This is a genomic window from Sporosarcina soli, assembly GCF_042655805.1.
Lineage (GTDB): Bacteria > Bacillota > Bacilli > Bacillales_A > Planococcaceae > Sporosarcina > Sporosarcina soli.
On sequence record NZ_JBHSNO010000009.1, the window covers coordinates 92,649 to 111,310 of the forward strand.

Here is an 18,662-nt window from a genome sequence, read left to right on the forward strand (position 1 = left end):
AAAGCCCTCCTTTCCACACAAAAAGACCACTTCCCAGGTATGGAAAGTGGTCTGTCATTTACGCATAAGTATGCAGTTAAATAAACATAGACGCGCCACTTCCCTCCGCAGGTACGAACCTGTTCAGGTAATAAGGGTATCGGAGTAACACTCGTCTCTCAGTCCTTTAAAAGGATTCCCCTAATGGTCGAATTGATTATGAAATTATCAATCTGTCCTTAGCATAACATGTTTTCTGAATTGTAGCAATCAATCGTCCGAATCGACGTTATGGTAAACTTGTTGCACATCTTCCAAATCATCGAGTGCATCGATCATTTTTTCGAATTGTGCTTGTGCATCGGGATCGAGTTGGACATCATTTTGTGCAAGCATCGTCAGCTCGGCAACAGTGAATTCTGTGATTCCGACACTTTTAAACGCTTCTTGTACAGCGTGGAATTGGTCGGGCTCGGCATAGACGATGACCGCTCCCTCTTCTTCTAAAATATCCCGTACTTCGATATCCGCATCCATTAATAATTCCAGTACTTCATCGGCTGTTTTGCCTTCCAGAGCAAAAACCGCCGTGGCGTCGAACATATAGGAAACGGATCCGCTGACCCCCATATTGCCGCCATTTTTCCCGAAGGCTGCCCGCACTTCCGAAGCGGTACGGTTCACATTGTTGGTCAATGTATCGACAATGACCATTGAACCATTGGGACCGAAGCCTTCATACCGCAGTTCGTCGAAGTTTTCATCCGCTCCGCCTTTTGCTTTTTCGATGGCACGATCAATGATGGCTTTTGGTACACTATATGTTTTGGCGCGCTCCACAACGATTTTAAGGGCTTGATTTAACTCAGGATCGGGCTCGCCTTGTCTTGCAGCCACATAAATTTCACGACCGAACTTTGCGTAAATCCGGCTTGTATTTGCATCCTTTGAGGCTTTCTTTTCCTTGATGTTATTCCATTTACGACCCATAGGGGACCACTCTCTTTCGCTCACGGTTAGTATTACTTCAATAATTATACAACAGCAAATCGCCGGATGACGAGTGAAAACTTCAAAAAAATGGGGGACGGATGATTTCGGTTACTAAAGAAACAAGTAACGAAATCCGAACAAAGTTGAATTTCACTCCAATCAGCGAAAATAGAATGCCATATTTACGAATGATGATGTTAGTAACGATATAATAGTTCGTCTTTTGCGTTGAAAAAGGGAATTATGAAATTGATTCACATGTGAAATTGGCTTATAATAAAAAAGTAATCCATTTTCTTACGGAAAGGAAACGTGGACATGGAACTTATTTATCAAGGCAAGACGAAAGATGTATACAAATTAGAAGGCGGCAATGTGCTATTAAAATTTAAAGATGATGTGACGGGCGAAGATGGCGTTTTCGATCCAGGTGCCAATACGGTCGGTTTGACGATCGAGGGGGCAGGAAAGTCAGGTCTGCGTATGACGAAGTATTTCTTTGTGAAGCTAGCGGAGAAAGGGATTCCAACGCATTATGTCGATGCAAATATCGACGAGGTGTCAATGGAAGTGAAAGCCGCGACAATGTTCGGCAAAGGCTTGGAAGTTATTTGCAGATACCGTGCAGTCGGCAGTTTCTTGCGCAGATATGGTGCCTATTGCGAAGAGGGACAACCGTTGGATGCATTTGTTGAAGTGACGCTGAAAGATGATGATCGAAAGGACCCGCCAATTTCGAAGGACGGGCTTGCGCAACTCGGCATCTTGACAAAAGAGGAATACGATACGCTTGAAGCGTTGACGAAACAAATTTCTGATGTAGTGAAAGAAGAGCTTGCAGTAAAAGGTCTTGAACTGTACGACATCAAACTTGAATTCGGCCGTGACGGTGCTACGGGGGATGTCATGCTAATTGACGAAATTTCTGGTGGCAATATGCGCGTATACAAAGATGGTACGTATATCCCGCCGATGGATCTTGAAAAATTGGTACTAGCGTAAATGAAAACCCGCTATTCATTCCGAAAATGGAATGGCTAGTGGGTTTTGTTTTACTACGTGGAGGAATAAGTTTCCAGACTTAATTTATCACAGAATGGGCATCCTGCTGGCAGAAGAGGAGGATGCAAATTGAAGCATAATACCATATTGGCTATGAGCTTGTTAGCGTTGCTCGTTGTGGGAGGCTGCGCGAATAAAGGGAAGGCGTTGCCGGTAAGTGGAGAGAACGTCAAATCGGTAGTCGCACCGATTGTGAATACGAAGGGCGAAGAAATTGGTGAAGCCAGTTTTGTAGAGGCGGGAGATGGTTTGACGATTAGCATTCAGGCTGAAAATATTCCTGCTGGCGTGCATGGGCTACATATCCATGAAACTGGAGTGTGCACACCTCCGGATTTTACATCGGCAGGAGCACATTTCAATCCAACGAGTAAAGAGCATGGCTTTGATAATCCAAAAGGGTTCCATTTAGGGGATCTGCCGAATATTGAAGTGGGTGAGGACGGTAAAGTTTCCGTGAAAGTGACCACAGCTGAACTTACATTGAAAACGACTGCCGAAAATTCCATTCTCGATCAAGACGGCAGTGCACTTGTCATCCATGAAAAGGAAGATGACTACAAAACCGATCCGGCGGGCAATTCAGGTGCCCGCATCGCTTGTGCAGCCATTACACGCAAGTGAATAAAACGCAAATACCGGTCCATGCAACAAGGACCGGTTTATCTGCTTACGGTTTAAGGATCACCTTGATACATTCATCTTCATGATCATGAAAGCGTTGGTAGGCGATTGCTGCTTCTTCGAGCGGCACAACATGGGAGATGATTTCCGTCGGGTCGAATTCACCTTTTGTGATTTTGTCAAACAGCATGGGCATGTAATGGATGACGGGCGCTTGTCCCATTTTCAGCGTAATGTTGCGCTCCCACAGATTGCCGAGTGGGAACATGTTGTAAAGTGAACCGTAAACGCCTGTTAACTGGACCGTTCCAAATTTTCGCACCGCGTCTTGGGCAATATGGATGGCGCTTAAAGTGCCGCCTTGCAATTTCAATTTCTGACCGGCTTTCTCGGCTATATTCTTTTTCCCATCCATTCCGACGCAATCGATGACAATATCGACGCCACCACTGGTCATTTCTTTAATATGTCCGCCGATATCGTCAAAGTCATCGAAGTTCAAGGCTTCCACCTTATTCATGCGAACGGCATGATTCAACCTGTAAGGTACATGATCAATGGCCAATACCCGTTTTGCACCTTTCATCCAGGCAAATTTTTGCACCATGAGCCCGACCGGTCCGCATCCAAGGACAGCAACGGTATCTCCTTTTTTTACCCCTGCATGTTCCACGCTCCAATAGGCTGTCGGCAAAACGTCAGACATGAAGAGCAGTGCTTCATCGGGAAGTTCGCATGATTCGGGAATGACGAATGGGGTGAAGTTTCCATATGGGACACGCAAATATTCCGCTTGACCACCGGGGTAATTCCCGTATCGTTCCGTAAACCCGAGGAATCCGCCTGTATCCACATGGGGATTCCGATTCGAGTTGTCGCATTGGCTCTCCATTTCATGCTCACAATAAAAACAATGTCCACATGCTAGATTGAACGGAATGACGACGCGATCCCCTTTTTTCACTTTCGTGACGGCAGGTCCGACTTCCTCGACAATGCCCATCGGCTCATGACCGATGACATAGTCCTTATGTGTTGGTAACGCACCTAAATAGATGTGCAAATCGGAGCCGCATATCGCAGTGGAAGTCACTTTAATGATAATATCGTCCTTCTCTTCAATCTTCGGGGCATCTACATTTTTCACTTTAATATCTTTGGGACCTTGGTACGTAACTGCTTTCATGGAATTCCTCCTTCTACACATTCATCATTAGTTTTCCCCCTAAAGAATTTTCTAACCATCACTTCATTCAACGAGACGCCTCAATTATGAGAGTGGAAACCGTAGATTGAGGGGAATAAACAATAGTCACACGTAGATTTTAATTTTATTTTTTGAAAATTTATAGTGGCTGCAAAAATCGTTTTTAACCTCATAAGGATAGGGGATGTAAGTATTTTTGAAATATCTAATTTGCTTATTTTTTCTGTTTAATCTCTTGGAATTGGTTGACAGCGGTATAATGTTCCTCTATAGTTGTCAACTAAGTGCCAGGGATGGTACGGAAAATTTCGTTTACTTCTTCGCCAAGACGAATGAATACACATTGCCAACCTAATTAGTTGTGCGGGTGGATGAACGAGTATGTTAGTGAAATTCAAGATATCGAAAGTGTCTTTCATATCAGCGAATAATGTTTACTGTAAAGCTGTTTCTATAATGAACAAAAGGACTCCAACACCTTTTGATAAGGCGCTCTTTTTTGCTCTTCATACTGCAAGGCAGAAAGTTAGCCCGATATTGCCATCACCAATTGCATCAGCATTGGGTGATATCTACGTAAGTTTCCTTGCTATATCCACATGGAATACCGCGAATAATATGCCGGGATAGCGTCAATCTCACTGACGGATCTTGGCCTTTACCAACCTCAATCTACTAATTCACTAATTTTGGTTTGCAAAAAATGCTTCGAGCTCGGCAGAAGGGTAAATGACTTTTCCAGACAGCTTAGAGAATAGCAGATCGATTACCAAGAAAAACGTTCAATTTAGGAGATGAACGCCAAGACTTGGAGGGAACGATTTTTGTCAGAGGAAGAAAAGCATCCAGTTGCATTATTGGAACGAAGCGACAACTTCCTATTCCGAACGCCGGTAGTGGAAGACGGCAAACAGATTTGGCAGCTCATTAAAGATGCGGGGACACTCGATTTAAATTCTTCTTATAGCTATTTGCTATGGTCGAAATACTTCGGTGATACGAGTGTCGTTGTAGAATCGAATGGGCAGTTAGTCGGTTTTATATCGGGATTTATTCAACCGAAGGCACCGGATACGTTGTTTGTTTGGCAAGTAGCGGTGGATGCTTCGAAGCGAGGAAAAGGTCTAGCCTCTCGTATGCTTCAAGCGCTCTTGCATAGCTATGCATGTCGGAATATTCGGTATTTAGAGGCGACGGTTAGCCCTTCAAACAAGGCCTCGCAAGCATTATTTCGCAAACTGGCAAGAGACTTTGAGACAGACTGCAAGGTGACGAACTGTTTTAGGGAAGAGCAATTTCCCGGAAAGGGACATGAAGCAGAACGTTTATTCACAATTGGTCCACTTCAGACTGAAAAATGATTGTGAAACTAAAAAAATGGAGGAATGTCAACCAATGGTACTGACGATGGAACGAAAGGCAATGGAGATTTTCGAAAACCATGAGTCACAAGTGAGGAGCTACAGCCGCAGTTTCCCAACTGTATTTGAAAAAGCGAAAGGCTACAAAATGTGGGATACAACTGGGAAGGAATACATTGATTTCTTCGCAGGAGCGGGTGCTTTAAACTACGGCCATAATAATGAAAAAGTGAAGAAGAAAATTATCGAATATATTCAGGAAGACGGAATTGCCCATAGTTTAGATATGGGAACTGTAGTGCGCGCGAAATTTCTTGAACGATTTACCGAGGTCATCCTACAGCCGCGAAATTTGAATTACAAAGTGATGTTTCCGGGACCCACAGGAACGAATACGGTAGAAAGTGCGTTGAAGATCGCCCGAAAAGTAACAGGGCGCCAAACGATTATTAGCTTTACGAACGCATTTCACGGTATGACGTTAGGTTCGCTATCGATAACCGGGAATTCGACAGTACGGCAAGGTGCTGGTGTGCCGTTAACGAACACGGTTGCGATGCCGTATGATACGTTTATGCAAGACCATCACTCGATTGAATACTTGGAACGTTTTCTTGAAGATGCAGGGAGTGGCGTTGATCTGCCTGCTGCGATTATTTTGGAAACCGTTCAAGGAGAAGGTGGTATTAACGCAGCCAGTTTCGAATGGTTACAGGCGATTGAAAAGTTGTGTCATCGTTATGACATGTTGCTGATCATTGATGATGTGCAAGCGGGCTGCGGTCGTACAGGGACATTCTTTAGTTTCGAACCGGCAGGCATTACCCCTGACATTGTCTGTTTATCAAAATCGATCAGTGGTTATGGCTTACCGCTGGCTATCACGTTAATCAAACCGGAATACGATATTTGGGCACCAGGTGAGCATAACGGAACGTTTCGTGGAAACAATATGGCGATTCTTGCGGCAACGGAAGTTTTATCCTACTGGGAAACGGATGTGTTCGCTAAGTCTGTTCAAGAGAAATCGAAAATGATTAAAGCGCGCATGGAAAAAATCGTGGAAAATTACCCTGAACTGCAGGCGACTACGCGAGGGCGAGGTTTTATGCAAGGGATTGCATGTGGTAAAGGGAAGGAAACGTATGGCAGTGAAATTTGTGCAAAAGCATTCGAAAAAGGGCTGATTATCGAAACGTCCGGTCCAGACAGTGAAGTCGTGAAGTTTTTAGGCTCCTTGACGATTGATGAAGCAGGATTGGATAAAGGATTCGATATTTTAGAAGAAGCCATTCAAGAAGTACTCAACAAATAATCGGTTTAGAGAGGAAGGGTTAAAAATGATTGTTCGAACGATAGATGAAATTATTGGGACGGAAAATGAAACAAAGGCGGAAACATGGTCCAGTCGCCGTTTTCTTTTGAAGAAAGACGGAATGGGTTTTTCGTATAGTGAAACAATTATTTACGCGGGTACGGAAACACATATCCATTACCAAAATCATTTGGAGGCGGTCTACTGTGTCGGTGGTGACGGGGAAATCGAAACCGTTGCGGATGGGAAAGTATATCCCATCAAAGACGGCACCATGTATGCATTAGATCAACATGACGAGCATTATCTCCGTGGCGGCACGACGGATATGCGGCTCATTTGTGTCTTTAACCCGCCGCTTACAGGCAACGAAACGCATGACGAAAAAGGTGTCTATCCATTGTTGGTAGACTGATCTAAACGCCATTCGGACAAATAGAATAGAGCGACAAACCCCCTTCATTGAAAGGGGTTTGCGTTTGTAAGGTCGTTGTTTTTTATCCCGCATTAACGGGCTGTAAGACTCCCACCTCAAGACTTAAGTAAAGCAATAAGGATAGGTGGGAGATCAACTGCCCGTAAAAGCCCGATTGGTTCAACTAACAATCAGTGGGGGATGGGGAAACCCCCACTGATTGAAGTTTCACTTTATCTTCACTTCAGCAAGAAGTTTTCTGTGTAATACGGTTGTGATTTTTCATTAAACGCGACGCCTATGCCTAGATGGCTGTAAGTATCGAGTAATATATTCTCGCGGTGTCCTTCCGAATTCATCAGGCCTTCGTGGGCAAAGATACTGCTTGATTGGCCGTATGCCAAGTTCTCACCGGCACTGCGAAAGGTGATGCCGTCGTCTTTCATACGATCAAAAGGGGATTTCCCTTGAAGATTTTCATGGCTGAAGTAATCATGGTCGGCCATGTCGATGCTGTGAGAGCGTGCGGTTTCAGCAACTTTTCCCTCCCATTGTAAAGCGGATAATCCGTGGCGGACCCGCGCGGCATTCGTCAAATCGAATAGCTGGCGTTCGAATCCACTGCGCAAAGCCGCATCTCCAGCGGCGTAGATGCCGTTTCTTTTCTCCTCCAATGACCTAGCAATCAGTTGGACGGCCGTCACCTTGTCCTGTTGATGGAGATCATAAAAAACATAGGTGTAAGCGTCCCGGGATTGAAAGACATCAAATCCTTCATTTTCCTGCAAGAGATAGATGTTCAAGCCTTTCCGAATTTCGGTGATCGGTTCGCCGAATGTTTTACGTACCTCGGCTTTCGAAGAGCCGTATCGGATGCCGCTTGTGGATGAAATGAGGTCATCGTTCGTGTAGAGAGCATTGACTGTTCCGTTTTCATCGAAGGACAACATAACGAAATTGTGATAATGATCGTGATACGTATACCAAACCGTCCCATATTCGTTCAAGGAATGGTTTTTCGGTTCACCCAGTTCCGCAACGACTTGCTCTTCTGTACTGCCTAATTCGATGTTGTGGATGGAAAGTTGGGTATGCACCGGTTTGGCCAACTTCGGTTTTTCTTCGGCCGGTATCGCCTCTTCCTCACTTGACAGTTGGGAAGTGAGGAAGAGGATTGCTTTATCTGTCGCATCCGTTACGAAACGGATTGCAGTATGGATGGATTCACTTGTTAATAGCGTATCAATCTTTTCATCCACTGGTTCGAGGAAGGAGAGATTGACATAGCGGGAGGCTGGTCCTTCCCAGTATGGTTTGGCGCTGTAAAGTAATAGGATGAAAAGAATAAATAGAAATAATCGTTTCATAGGATCGTCCCTCCTTCCTTCTATTGTACCCCCTCTATATGGCTAGAATACAGCGAGACCTTTCGAAACGGAATGATTTCTTGCAAATACCCGCTCGCTCATTTCCAGTCCGCATGAAAAAACGGTATACTGGTAGAACAACGGATGAACGGAGTTAAAAGCGTATGACTTTATCGAAAAAAATGAGGAATATACAAGCGATGGAGCAACAGGTGGATCTTTTTCGTTGCCCGATATGCACGGCGGAAATGGAAATGGTGGAGCATTCACGGCTCGTCTGTTCGACCAACCACTCCTTTGACTTATCGAAAAGCGGCTATGTCAATTTGGCACCACAAGCGCATGTCACTAAGTACGATAAATCGCTTTTTGAAGCAAGAACAACGGTGATGAACAGCGGTTTTTTCGATCCGGTTTTGGAAGTGATCACGCGGATCATCCATGAAGGGAGCAAAGGAACGCCCGTTATCTTGGATGCCGGTTGCGGCGAAGGATCACATTTAGCGGACATCGTTTCCCGATTGGCGGGGAAGGCAAGCGGAATTGGGATTGATCTTGCTAAAGAAGGTATTGCTGCGGCTGCAAAAGAACATCCAGGCGCCGTTTGGAGTGTGGCGGATCTTGCAAACTGTCCATTTCAAGATGAAAAGTTCGACGTCATTTTAAATATTTTATCACCTGCAAATTATGCGGAGTTTACACGCCTCCTGAAAAAGGGTGGTTTGTGTGTGAAAGCCGTTCCGGAAGCGAGTTATTTGAAAGAGTTGCGTGCCATCTTCTATGAAGAGAACGTACCGAAAGAAGACACTGATCCCGTGGGACGCTTCGCAGAACATTTCGACGCGGTCCAAACAGAACGGGTGACGTATACGTTCCCATTAGCTGAGCATCATCTTGCGCCGCTCATCCGCATGACGCCGCTCACCTGGGGGGCCAGCGAAGAGAAGATCAGGAAAGCGCTCCAGTTGGGATTGCCGGAAATCACCATCGATTTCACAGTCATGTTGGGCGTGAAGCGGAACGGTTGAAGGAAGGGGTTGGGGGAGTTGTTTGGAGGGATCAGTAGTACGCCAATTGCGTTTTATATTATTGCTATTGCAGTCATTGTGTTGCTCGTCATTTTTATTGAATGGAAGACGCGTTAAAGGGAGGTTTTACGTGTGAATGTCAAGAAGGTGGACAAGAGGCAAAAGCCGAAATTGTCCATGGAACATACGGAGATGCGGATAGAGGCTATTTGGGATCAGGATGGCTATGTTGAAAAAGCTCGGTTTGAAGGAGGCGTTCTCTCAGGTGCGGAAGGGGAACGCTTGACATTCGATGATGTGCGTTTCAAAGATGTGTTGTTTGCAGGCGGAGATTTTACATCTGTAGAGTTCGTGGACGTTGTCTTTGATACATGTGATTTTTCCAACGCGAACTTTCAACATGCTACATTCCATCGTTGTGAAATTGTCCATTCCAAATTGACGGGGACGGATTTTGCAAATGCGCAAATCAGTCACACTTTACTGAAGGAATGTGACGGCCGTTATAGTAATTTCAGCTTTACAGGCATGAAAGAAGTCGAGTTTTCAGAATGTCATCTGGCGGACGCCGATTTTTATGAGTGTACTTTCAAGGGCGTTCGATTTCAAAAATGCAAAATCGACAATATCAATTTTTCCGAGACGGAATTGAAGGGCTTCGATTTATCGGACAGCACGTACGAGCGCATTGAAGTGACGCTGCCGAAACTCGCCGGCTGCATCGTTTCCAAGGAGCAGGCGCTCGGATTCGCCCGTGTCCTTGGGTTATCCGTGAAAGAAGAATGATGGTATACTAAACGAAAAACGAGTGGAAAAGAGTGGACATCTATGCTGACATTTGAACAGAAGCAGGCAATTATTGAATCTTTCCCGGAACTGACGCGGAAAGACGTGTCGATGAAACGGGTCAACTACCATTATGAGGACAGTTTGTATGACAAGACGATTGTTGTCCAGCATCTGCATCCAAACGGCAATGGCTTCGTCTATGTAGCAGGAATCCCGGGTTACGAAGCGGACGAGCGCGGTTTGGTCAATATCCGTGAAGCGACAGAAGCGGAGTTGCGACAAGCCGTTGGAGATGCTATTCAAGCACTGTCGGAAGAAAAGACTGAAAGAGAACCTATCGAACAGACATGGGTGAATGGCGACGGAGAAAAACTTGTGTTAAAAGAAGAGTTGGATGCATGGAACATCTATCATGGTTTGAATCTGGAAGACAGCTTCGGCGATTATGAAGAAGCGGTCGACTATTTGAAGGAAGAGCGGTTCAAACGGGTACAAGGTGATGCGCAATGAAAGGCCAACACCTCGTCATCGGACTTGTATTGTTTGTCATTGCTGTTGTAGCGGCTATCTATTTTACGATGATGGCAACGTTCAATAACGATGAACGTCAGATAGAACCGGGCATTGGAATAAGTGAAAAAGAGTAATCGACGGGGTGAGAATCCCGTCTTTTTTTATCTTCATTCAGCAGAAGACTCCCACCTCTGTAGGTGGCGAGATGAATGCGGTTTTGGTTTCCTGTTCAGCGGGTGTTCAAACGCCTGCTGAACGAAGATAAAGCCTCCGGCGGATGTCACAGATTTTGAAAGGGGTTAATCGAGCAAGCTCGATTCAAAATCTGGACGCAATTACGCCAAGGCGTAATTGATTAATTCACTAGTTACAAAGAACGAATGCATATAGGTGAAAGTAAATGACTGTTCTATCATCGAACAGGTTCTTCTTAACCAATTTCCTCAATTTTCCGTTTTTCCTATTTTCATAGCTGTCTCACTATGGTTAATTAAGGGAGGGAGCTTCTTAAAATGGAGGGGAATGGAAATATGAAGTATGGAAGAATATTGTTTGCACTAGGCGCAAGCGCGCTTTTATTAGCGGCATGTAGTGAAGATAAGAAAACACCAAAAGTGGAAGAGGAAGGCCAAGCAGAAGAAGTGAAGCCGGATGAATCTGACGTGGCGGGTGCAACATCAGAAGCGGATGATGCATTGGCAGAGTTGCGTGCAGCACTGGAAGACCGGGAACAGACAGATGAACCTGTTACAGCAGACGACTCAGAAATCCTCAATCCAAGCATCGCGGAAATGACGGAAGGTGATGTGGAAGTTCTGTATACGAACAAAGCACCCAACTATACCCATGATATGGACGGCTTCATCGTGACCATCGACGAATACCAAATTACGAAAGTATCTGATGTCAACCGGGATTCCGAGTCTTTATTCAAAGGGAATCTAGAGGGGTATGTAGTAACGGCTTTGACAACGTATGAGAATACACGCAGCAATCCAGTGTATTATGCCGGATTCATGTCCTTGCTTATGGATGATCGTTATGACGTTGTCTATGGTGATAAATATAAACTCATACCACGTGAAACGGCGTTAGTATCAGATGATCCAGCGAGTGTTAATAAGTATCCTCCTGGTTTTAAGAAGCAAGGCCTCCTATCGTTTGTTATGACCAATGAACAATATGACAAGCTGGGGACAACAAACCCGAAACTGATTATTGAAGGAGGAGCGTCTGAACGAGAAGACATGCGAGAATCCTTCCGGGAAGAAGCCGTCTTCGATTTTCTCTACAGCGGGGAAAGCGAAGAAGCGGTTGCGACGGGCCCAGCCTTCTACCGCGACGATTTGACGAACCAAAACATTGCCAATAAAACGATGATTTTCGAAAAGACGGATATCGGCCAACAGCTGGAGCTCGACGGAGTAAAAGTGACCCTTGAAGGTGTCCAATACACAGAAATCGAGCCGACTGAACAATACAAAAGCACCTTCCGTAATTTTGCAGACGACGGCATTGTCGCGCTTACTGTAAAGTTGAATGTCGATAACCAATCCGAGGAAACGGTCCGGTTGGATGGTATCGGTTCGATTTTAAGTGTGGATGACAATGATTTCAGGTATTTGTATCAAGGATCGCTTGAGCCGGATACGTCTAAAAAGTTGGAACCTGGCGAGTCGGGCGAAAAGCTGCATGTGTTCCTGATGGATAAATACCAGTTCGATCGCCATGAGAAGTTTGAGCTCAACTTCGGGCCATTCTCTGCAGAAGACGGGAAAAAGCTGTTCAAAGGACGCGATTTAGTATTTAAATTGCCCCGATAATAGGAAAGGAGTGCGTCTGGGATTTTCATTTCTCCGATGCACTTTTTCAATCTGAAGGAGTTGTCGTTTAGTGAAAAAGGGTTGGATGAGGACTTTTGCTTTAGGGATGGCTGTTTCATTGCTGGGGGCCTGTGCAAAAGAAGAGCAAGCGGAGGAAGAATTGGCTGAGCTTGATGCGGAAAGCGCGTTAGCAGAATTGAGAGAGGAATTGAATGAGGGGGAAGATATAGAGCAAGCAGGAAAAAAACGCCCTTCTGGAGATGGCACCCTTAATCCGAACTTAGCCGCCATGACGGAAGGGGAAGTGGAAATCCTCTATACGAATGAAAAACCGGTGATGCTCTATGATATGGACGGTTTTTTCGTATCCATCGACAAATACCAGATTACAAAAGTGTCCGATGTCAACCGCTTGAGTGAGAGTATTTTCAATGGAGAAACCGGAGGCTATGTTGTCACGGCATCAATGACGATTGAAAATAATCGGAAAACCCCTGTTTACTATTCAAACTATGCTTCCATTAACTTGGAAGGTCGTCAAGATCGCGTGACAGGCAATACGTATTATTTTGTTCCGCAAAATGAAATGTTGCGTTCCGATCATCCTGAAGAGCTGGATCTTTATTCACCGGGATTTAAAAAGCAAGGATTCCAATCATTTGTCATGACGGAAGAACAATATGCGAAGATGGAGAACACCCATCCTAAAATCGTCATTCCGGGAAACGCGAGGGAAAAGAAGGACGATTATTCACGGAAGTATGGGGATGCCGTTTTCGATTTTCCATACAGTGATGCATATGAAAAAGAATTAGCTTCTGCCCCTGTATTTTACCAAGACGAATTCGTCAATCAGAACCTAGGCACAAAGACGATGCTCTTTGAGAAGAAGGGAATCGGGCAAGTATTAAGCCTTGGGGGTGTCGATGTCGAATTCGATGGGGTCGAATATACAGAGGTCGACGTGTCGCCTGCCCAAATGGATAAGTTCTACAGATTCGAGGAAGGCGATGTGATTTACGCATTGACCGCTAAATTCCGGATCGAAAACAATTCAGAGGAAACATTGGAGTTAGGTGCCATTTACTCTACGATTTATGATGCAAATGGAAATCGATATCGACGGGAAGGCATGTTGGAACCAGATAAGATCCGGGTTCTTGAACCGGGGGAATCGGGTGAAAAATTTCACGTCTTTTTATTAACAGAAGAAGAATTGGAACAAATCGATTCGCCCATCCTTACATTCGGTCCTTTCGGAGGCAATGATAAAAGGCTGTTCAAAGGGCGGGATCTCGCCTTTAAAATACCATATTAAGAAAAGAGCACTCGAACTCCCACATGAAGGTTCGGGTGCTTTTCTTCATGCCGATTGCCGGGTTGATAAGGTCCTTAGAACGTTTTTGGGGCAAAGAAAAAAGCCATCCCCGAGGGAAATGGCTTTTGAATGGTTAAATTCAAATTAGTTTTTAACTACGTTTGTAGCTTGAAGACCGCGTTGGCCTTGCTCGATTTCAAACGTTACGTCTTGGCCTTCTTCAAGAGACTTGAAGCCTTCGCCTTGGATAGCTGAGAAGTGTACGAATACGTCGTCGCCATCTTCACGTTCGATGAATCCAAAACCTTTTTCTGCGTTAAACCATTTTACTTTACCTTGTTCCATGTTTGTTTCCTCCTCGTGTGCTTTGTGCACACATTGTGTTACTATCCTTGCTCAAGTCTTGAAGCGGTCAAGATGTACTCGAGACCATCGCGCCGAACAAAAATAATTCTTCTTTATCATAACAGAGCCTAAATGACAATGCAAGCTAAATGAATGAAGTTAGAAAAACAAATTTAAAACTTGGTAAACGAGTGCGGCAATTAATGCTGAGATCGGCAATGTAATGACCCATGTCATGACAATCTTCTGAGCGACGCCCCATTTAACGCCTTTCACACGCTGTGCCGACCCTACTCCCATGATAGCGGAAGAAATAACATGCGTCGTACTGACAGGTAAGTGGATCAGTGTCGCTCCGAAAATGATGATTGCGGATGATAAGTCTGCCGCAGCTCCATTCACAGGACGAATCTTCATAATCTTACCGCCGACCGTCTTGATGATTTTGTAACCACCGATTGACGTTCCAAGCCCCATCGCAGTTGCTGCAGCAATCCGGACCCAAAGCTGGATGTCGTCTCCTGCTTGCATTTCCGCAGCGATAAGAGCCATCGTAATAATCCCCATTGCCTTTTGTGCATCGTTCGTACCGTGGGTGAAGGATTGTAGTGCAGCCGTACCGATCTGCATATAGCGGAATCGTTTATTGGCCTTGAACAAGTTTCTGTTTTTAAATAAAACCTTGAACAGCGACATCATCAGGAATCCACCAGCAAGAGCGATAAAAGGAGAAATGATAAGCGCCTGCAAGATTTTCAAAAAGCCGGTGTAATTCAAAATTCCGAAACCAGCTGCAGAAATAGCCGCGCCAGCGATCGATCCGATTAAAGCGTGTGATGAGCTGGATGGAATCCCGTAGTACCAAGTGATGAGATTCCATGCGATCGCTGCTGTCAAAGCCGCTAAAATAACGAGCGATCCATTATCAAGTACAAAAGGATCGACTATATCTTTTGAAATGGTTTTGGCGACGCCTGTAAATGTCAATGCACCGACAAAGTTCATGACAGCCGCCATCATGACCGCGGTGCGCGGTTTTAGCGCGCGTGTAGATACGGAAGTCGCGATTGCATTTGCTGTATCATGGAAACCATTGATGAAATCGAAAGCAAGTGCAAAAACGACAACGAGTATCGTTAGGAGAAGTATTGTATCCATTGGTCTCCTCCTTACGCGTTACGCATAATGATGGTTTCGATTGTGTTAGCAACATCTTGACAGTAATCCGCGATTTCTTCGAGTTGCTCATAGATGTCTTTGAATTGGATGATACGAATCGGATCTTTTTCAGTGATGAAAAGTTGTTTGATAGATGTACGCTGTACTTCATCGCAAATTCGTTCGTATTCTTTAATGAGAACGGCATGTTCGCGCATTGCTTCAAGTTTCTTGCGTGAAAGTAGCTCCATCGCTTTGACAATTTCATCTGTGCTTTTCACAATGTTTTCCATGAATTTCTGAACGTATTCATCAATTTCAGTAAGGGAGAACATTTCAAGATGCGCTGCGAAACTTTCAATGCCATCTAGAATGTCATCCATTTTAATAGCCAATTGTAAAATATCTTCCCGTTCAATCGGCGTCATGAATGATTTGTTTAGTTTCGAAATAAGATCGTGGATGAGGTCGTCACCCTCGGTCTCATATTTTTTGAGTTTAATGCTTACTTCTTTCAGATCAGCTACATTGGATACTTTGAAATTATCCGCATAATGGACTGCTTCTTTTACATTTTCAGCAATGGTCAATAGAGCTGAGAAAAAAGGATCTGTCTTTTTTTGATTAAACATTGTCGCGCCTCCAACCCGTTAAGGGAGATAATATTTTGCATTCCTATATCATAGCAAAAACAATTTGATAAACGAACAAATTTCGACGTAGTTCGTGAAAAATTTACACAATCTTTACAAACGACCTATAGCAGCTCAACAATAATATGATTAGTGTGAAAAATGGAGTGCTTGAATCAATACCAGCTAATTACCAGTATTGTTACCGAAAATGGTGATTTCATGACGCTTTGTTCTTATGTAAAGCGTTCACTGCTGTATACCCTTTTTTTTACGCTGTTTAACGTGAGCAGCTGGATCCACCTAAAATGCTTATAAAAAATTTAATAATTTGAAACCATTGCAGATGTCGCCCGTATAAATAAGTGAGGTGAAAAGGTGAAAGTGGAGGTGATGAAATGGAACTGTTCGGAATGCCGATTGTGCAAATTTATTTAATCGTGCTGATCATTGCAGGCCTTGCGACGTTATTATATCTTTTCTTTAGTGATATGACGGAAGGAATAGGAGAGGCTAGTCCATTTTTAGATCCGGCGGTTATTCTTCCATTCATAACATTTTGGGCGGCAGTCGGTTATATTTTAGAACTTGTCACGGCTTGGAACAGCGGAATCATTATTCTTCTCTCGCTAATTGCCGCATTTGTACTTGATTTACTACTTTATTTTTTCGTTCTACTTCCGCTAAGGTCTGCAGAAGTGTCGCTTGCTTATACGGATGAATCGCTGCAAGGGCAGGTCGGGAAAGTGATTGTCCCTGTGCCGGTCGATGGTTTCGGTGAAATTGTCATCGAAACAGTGAACGGCCTCATTTCGAAAAGGGCAGCGGGATACGAGAATAAGGCCATTGAGTACGGAAAGGAAGTATTGGTTATCGAAGTGAAGGATGGGACATTCATCGTTAAAGAGTATGAACCATTCCGCTTTAAATAATGTAAAGGGGGAAAAAAGATGGGTATTTGGATTGCAATTGGAATTGTTGCTTTTGTGTTGTTGGCGATCATCCTCGTCTATGTATCGAAATATAAGACAGTCGGACCGGATGAAGCATTGATTGTGACAGGAAGTTATTTAGGGTCAAAAAATGTACATACGGATGATTCGGGCAACCGCATTAAAATCATTCGCGGCGGCGGGACATTCGTTTTCCCGGTATTCCAACAATCGGAGCCATTGAGCTTATTGTCAAGCAAGCTTGAGGTGACGACGCCGGAAGTGTATACGGAACAAGGTGTGCCGGTCATGGCAGATGGGACGGCAATCATTAAAATCGGCGGTTCGATTTCTGAAATCGCCACGGCTGCTGAGCAGTTTTTAGGGAAAACAAAAGAAGACCGTGAAAACGAAGCGAAAGAAGTGTTGGAAGGTCATCTCCGTTCTATTCTAGGTTCAATGACTGTTGAAGAGATTTACAAAAATCGTGATAAGTTTTCACAGGAAGTGCAGCGTGTGGCTTCTCAGGACCTTGCGAAAATGGGGCTTGTCATCGTTTCCTTTACAATCAAAGACGTCCGTGACAAAAACGGATATCTTGATTCACTCGGGAAACCGCGTATCGCCCAAGTGAGACGTGATGCGGACATCGCAACGGCTGAAGCAGAGAAGGAAACACGTATTAAAAACGCAGAGGCATCGAAAGAAGCACAAAAAGCCGAAATTGAGCGCGCAACGGAAATTGCAGAAGCTGAAAAAGAAAATCAGCTGAAAGTTGCGGAATTCCGCCTGGAGCAGGACGTCGCAAAAGCGCGTGCTGACCAAGCATACGAGTTGCAATCTGCTCGCTCCAAACAGGAAGTTATGGAACAAGAGATGCAAATTCAAATCATTGAACGACAAAAGCAAATTGAACTTGAAGAGAAAGAAATATTACGTCGTGAAAGACAATATGACTCCGAAGTGAAGAAAAAAGCGGATGCGGATCGTTACGCAATCGAACAAAATGCTGCGGCCGACAAATCTCGCCAGCTCGCGGAAGCAGATGCAGAGAAGTACCGTATTGAAGCAAGAGCGAAAGCGGAAGCTGAAAAAATCCGCCTTGATGGTTTGGCGAAGGCCGACTCCGAACGTGCGCAAGGGGAAACCGAAGCGGAAATTATCCGCCTGAAAGGTCTTGCGGAAGCGGAAGCGAAACGAAAAATCGCTGAGGCGTTCGAACATTATGGAGAAGCTGCCGTGTTGGATATGATCGTTCGCATGGTTCCTGAATATGCGAAACAAATCGCAAGCCCACTTTCGAATATCGATAAGATCACAGTCGTCGATACAGGCAGTGGCGAAGGCGGCGGTGCCAATAAAGTGACGTCGTATGCAACCAACTTAATGTCGACCTTGCAAGAATCATTGAAAGCATCATCAGGCATCGATGTAAAAGAAATGCTCGAAAACTATTCTGGCAAGAATAATATCCGCCCAAGCATCGACCACTTGGCGAACGAAGTGAAAGCTGCAAACGAAAAGCAACCCGCACAACCACGTGTTGCTCAAGAAATGGCAGCAGACGAAGCAGAATAACTATTACTAAAAAATCCAGTACGCATGATGCGTGCTGGATTTTTTGTGGGGAAAGAATAATCATCTCCAAGCGCTCCCAAAAGCCTAAGCGTGATCAATGTGATTGCTCTCACGCTTAAGGAATTCGCCACGCGCTCAAAGCGAGAATCGCCACGCTCAAGAATCCCGCCTCACGCCCAAGAACCCCGCCACGTGCTCAAAGCAAGAACCCCCACTCTCAAGA

Annotated in this window: 19 protein-coding genes and 1 riboswitch; of the genes, 13 read left to right on the top strand and 6 right to left on the bottom strand. The window is 44.6% G+C overall.

The genetic code is table 11. The annotated features are described in order from the left end of the window. Positions 1-83: 83 nt before the first annotated feature. Positions 84-192, bottom strand: a riboswitch (TPP riboswitch). A gap of 57 nt (positions 193-249) precedes the next feature. Further along, a complete protein-coding gene (locus ACFPRA_RS18060; RefSeq protein ID WP_381437806.1) occupies positions 250-969 on the bottom strand; it encodes a YebC/PmpR family DNA-binding transcriptional regulator in 720 nt (239 codons plus the stop codon). Positions 970-1,290: 321 nt separating this feature from the next. Here ACFPRA_RS18060 and ACFPRA_RS18065 point away from each other — a divergent pair, with 321 nt between their 5' ends. Both ACFPRA_RS18065 and ACFPRA_RS18070 read left to right on the top strand, forming a co-directional pair. Beyond that, positions 1,291-1,974, top strand: coding sequence for a phosphoribosylaminoimidazolesuccinocarboxamide synthase (locus ACFPRA_RS18065; RefSeq protein WP_381437808.1), 684 nt, complete (start codon positions 1,291-1,293; stop codon positions 1,972-1,974). A gap of 129 nt (positions 1,975-2,103) precedes the next feature. Continuing rightward, the gene (locus tag ACFPRA_RS18070) at positions 2,104-2,658 is read left to right on the top strand and encodes a superoxide dismutase family protein (RefSeq protein WP_381437810.1); all 555 of its coding nucleotides are present in this window, start codon (positions 2,104-2,106) and stop codon (positions 2,656-2,658) included. A gap of 46 nt (positions 2,659-2,704) precedes the next feature. Here ACFPRA_RS18070 and ACFPRA_RS18075 read toward each other — a convergent pair whose 3' ends face one another. Continuing rightward, positions 2,705-3,844 carry a zinc-dependent alcohol dehydrogenase gene (locus tag ACFPRA_RS18075; RefSeq protein ID WP_381437812.1) on the bottom strand — a complete coding sequence of 380 codons (1,140 nt, stop codon included), beginning with the start codon at positions 3,842-3,844 and terminating at the stop codon, positions 2,705-2,707. Positions 3,845-4,689: 845 nt separating this feature from the next. Between ACFPRA_RS18075 and ectA the strand changes: the two genes are divergently transcribed. The 3 genes from ectA to ACFPRA_RS18090 are packed head-to-tail and all read left to right on the top strand — an operon-like array spanning position 4,690 to position 6,956. Continuing rightward, a complete protein-coding gene (gene ectA, locus ACFPRA_RS18080) occupies positions 4,690-5,226 on the top strand; it encodes a diaminobutyrate acetyltransferase (RefSeq protein ID WP_381437814.1) in 537 nt (178 codons plus the stop codon). A gap of 34 nt (positions 5,227-5,260) precedes the next feature. Further along, positions 5,261-6,541: a diaminobutyrate--2-oxoglutarate transaminase gene (gene ectB, locus ACFPRA_RS18085; protein ID WP_381437818.1), complete on the top strand. Its 1,281-nt coding sequence runs from the start codon at positions 5,261-5,263 to the stop codon at positions 6,539-6,541. A 25-nt stretch (positions 6,542-6,566) separates the two neighbouring features. Next, the gene (locus ACFPRA_RS18090) at positions 6,567-6,956 is read left to right on the top strand and encodes an ectoine synthase (RefSeq protein ID WP_239391711.1); all 390 of its coding nucleotides are present in this window, start codon (positions 6,567-6,569) and stop codon (positions 6,954-6,956) included. A gap of 239 nt (positions 6,957-7,195) precedes the next feature. Here the strand turns inward: ACFPRA_RS18090 and ACFPRA_RS18095 are convergent, their stop codons facing one another. Then, positions 7,196-8,323 carry a CAP domain-containing protein gene (locus ACFPRA_RS18095; RefSeq protein ID WP_381437821.1) on the bottom strand — a complete coding sequence of 376 codons (1,128 nt, stop codon included), beginning with the start codon at positions 8,321-8,323 and terminating at the stop codon, positions 7,196-7,198. A 164-nt stretch (positions 8,324-8,487) separates the two neighbouring features. Here ACFPRA_RS18095 and ACFPRA_RS18100 point away from each other — a divergent pair, with 164 nt between their 5' ends. The 6 genes from ACFPRA_RS18100 (at position 8,488) to ACFPRA_RS18125 (ending at position 13,794) form a co-directional block, all read left to right on the top strand. Beyond that, complete coding sequence (locus ACFPRA_RS18100) at positions 8,488-9,351, top strand: methyltransferase domain-containing protein (RefSeq protein ID WP_381437823.1); 864 nt, start codon at positions 8,488-8,490, stop codon at positions 9,349-9,351. Between the two features lie 132 nt (positions 9,352-9,483). After that, entirely contained in the window at positions 9,484-10,137 is a 654-nt protein-coding gene (locus tag ACFPRA_RS18105; RefSeq protein WP_381437826.1) for a pentapeptide repeat-containing protein, read from the top strand. 42 nt (positions 10,138-10,179) lie between these two features. After that, a complete protein-coding gene (locus tag ACFPRA_RS18110; RefSeq protein ID WP_381437828.1) occupies positions 10,180-10,650 on the top strand; it encodes a hypothetical protein in 471 nt (156 codons plus the stop codon). Then, the gene (locus ACFPRA_RS18115; protein WP_381437830.1) at positions 10,647-10,787 is read left to right on the top strand and encodes a hypothetical protein; all 141 of its coding nucleotides are present in this window, start codon (positions 10,647-10,649) and stop codon (positions 10,785-10,787) included. Before ACFPRA_RS18110 ends, ACFPRA_RS18115 begins: the two co-directional genes overlap by 4 nt. 396 nt (positions 10,788-11,183) lie before the next feature. Next, positions 11,184-12,476: a DUF5068 domain-containing protein gene (locus tag ACFPRA_RS18120; protein ID WP_381437833.1), complete on the top strand. Its 1,293-nt coding sequence runs from the start codon at positions 11,184-11,186 to the stop codon at positions 12,474-12,476. A gap of 70 nt (positions 12,477-12,546) precedes the next feature. After that, entirely contained in the window at positions 12,547-13,794 is a 1,248-nt protein-coding gene (locus ACFPRA_RS18125; protein ID WP_381437835.1) for a DUF5068 domain-containing protein, read from the top strand. 144 nt (positions 13,795-13,938) lie between these two features. Here the strand turns inward: ACFPRA_RS18125 and ACFPRA_RS18130 are convergent, their stop codons facing one another. The 3 genes from ACFPRA_RS18130 to ACFPRA_RS18140 form a co-directional block, all read right to left on the bottom strand. Next, positions 13,939-14,139, bottom strand: coding sequence for a cold-shock protein (locus ACFPRA_RS18130; protein WP_239391719.1), 201 nt, complete (start codon positions 14,137-14,139; stop codon positions 13,939-13,941). A gap of 159 nt (positions 14,140-14,298) precedes the next feature. Continuing rightward, on the bottom strand, positions 14,299-15,297 hold the full coding sequence (locus ACFPRA_RS18135) for an inorganic phosphate transporter (protein ID WP_381437837.1): 999 nt from the start codon (positions 15,295-15,297) through the stop codon (positions 14,299-14,301). Positions 15,298-15,308: 11 nt separating this feature from the next. After that, complete coding sequence (locus ACFPRA_RS18140) at positions 15,309-15,929, bottom strand: DUF47 domain-containing protein (protein WP_381437839.1); 621 nt, start codon at positions 15,927-15,929, stop codon at positions 15,309-15,311. Between the two features lie 398 nt (positions 15,930-16,327). Here ACFPRA_RS18140 and ACFPRA_RS18145 point away from each other — a divergent pair, with 398 nt between their 5' ends. Together ACFPRA_RS18145 and ACFPRA_RS18150 are read left to right on the top strand one after the other, a co-directional pair. Beyond that, a complete protein-coding gene (locus ACFPRA_RS18145) occupies positions 16,328-16,861 on the top strand; it encodes an NfeD family membrane protein (protein ID WP_381437842.1) in 534 nt (177 codons plus the stop codon). 18 nt (positions 16,862-16,879) lie between these two features. Next, positions 16,880-18,439, top strand: coding sequence for a flotillin family protein (locus tag ACFPRA_RS18150; protein ID WP_381437845.1), 1,560 nt, complete (start codon positions 16,880-16,882; stop codon positions 18,437-18,439). The last annotated feature ends 223 nt before the right edge of the window (positions 18,440-18,662 follow it).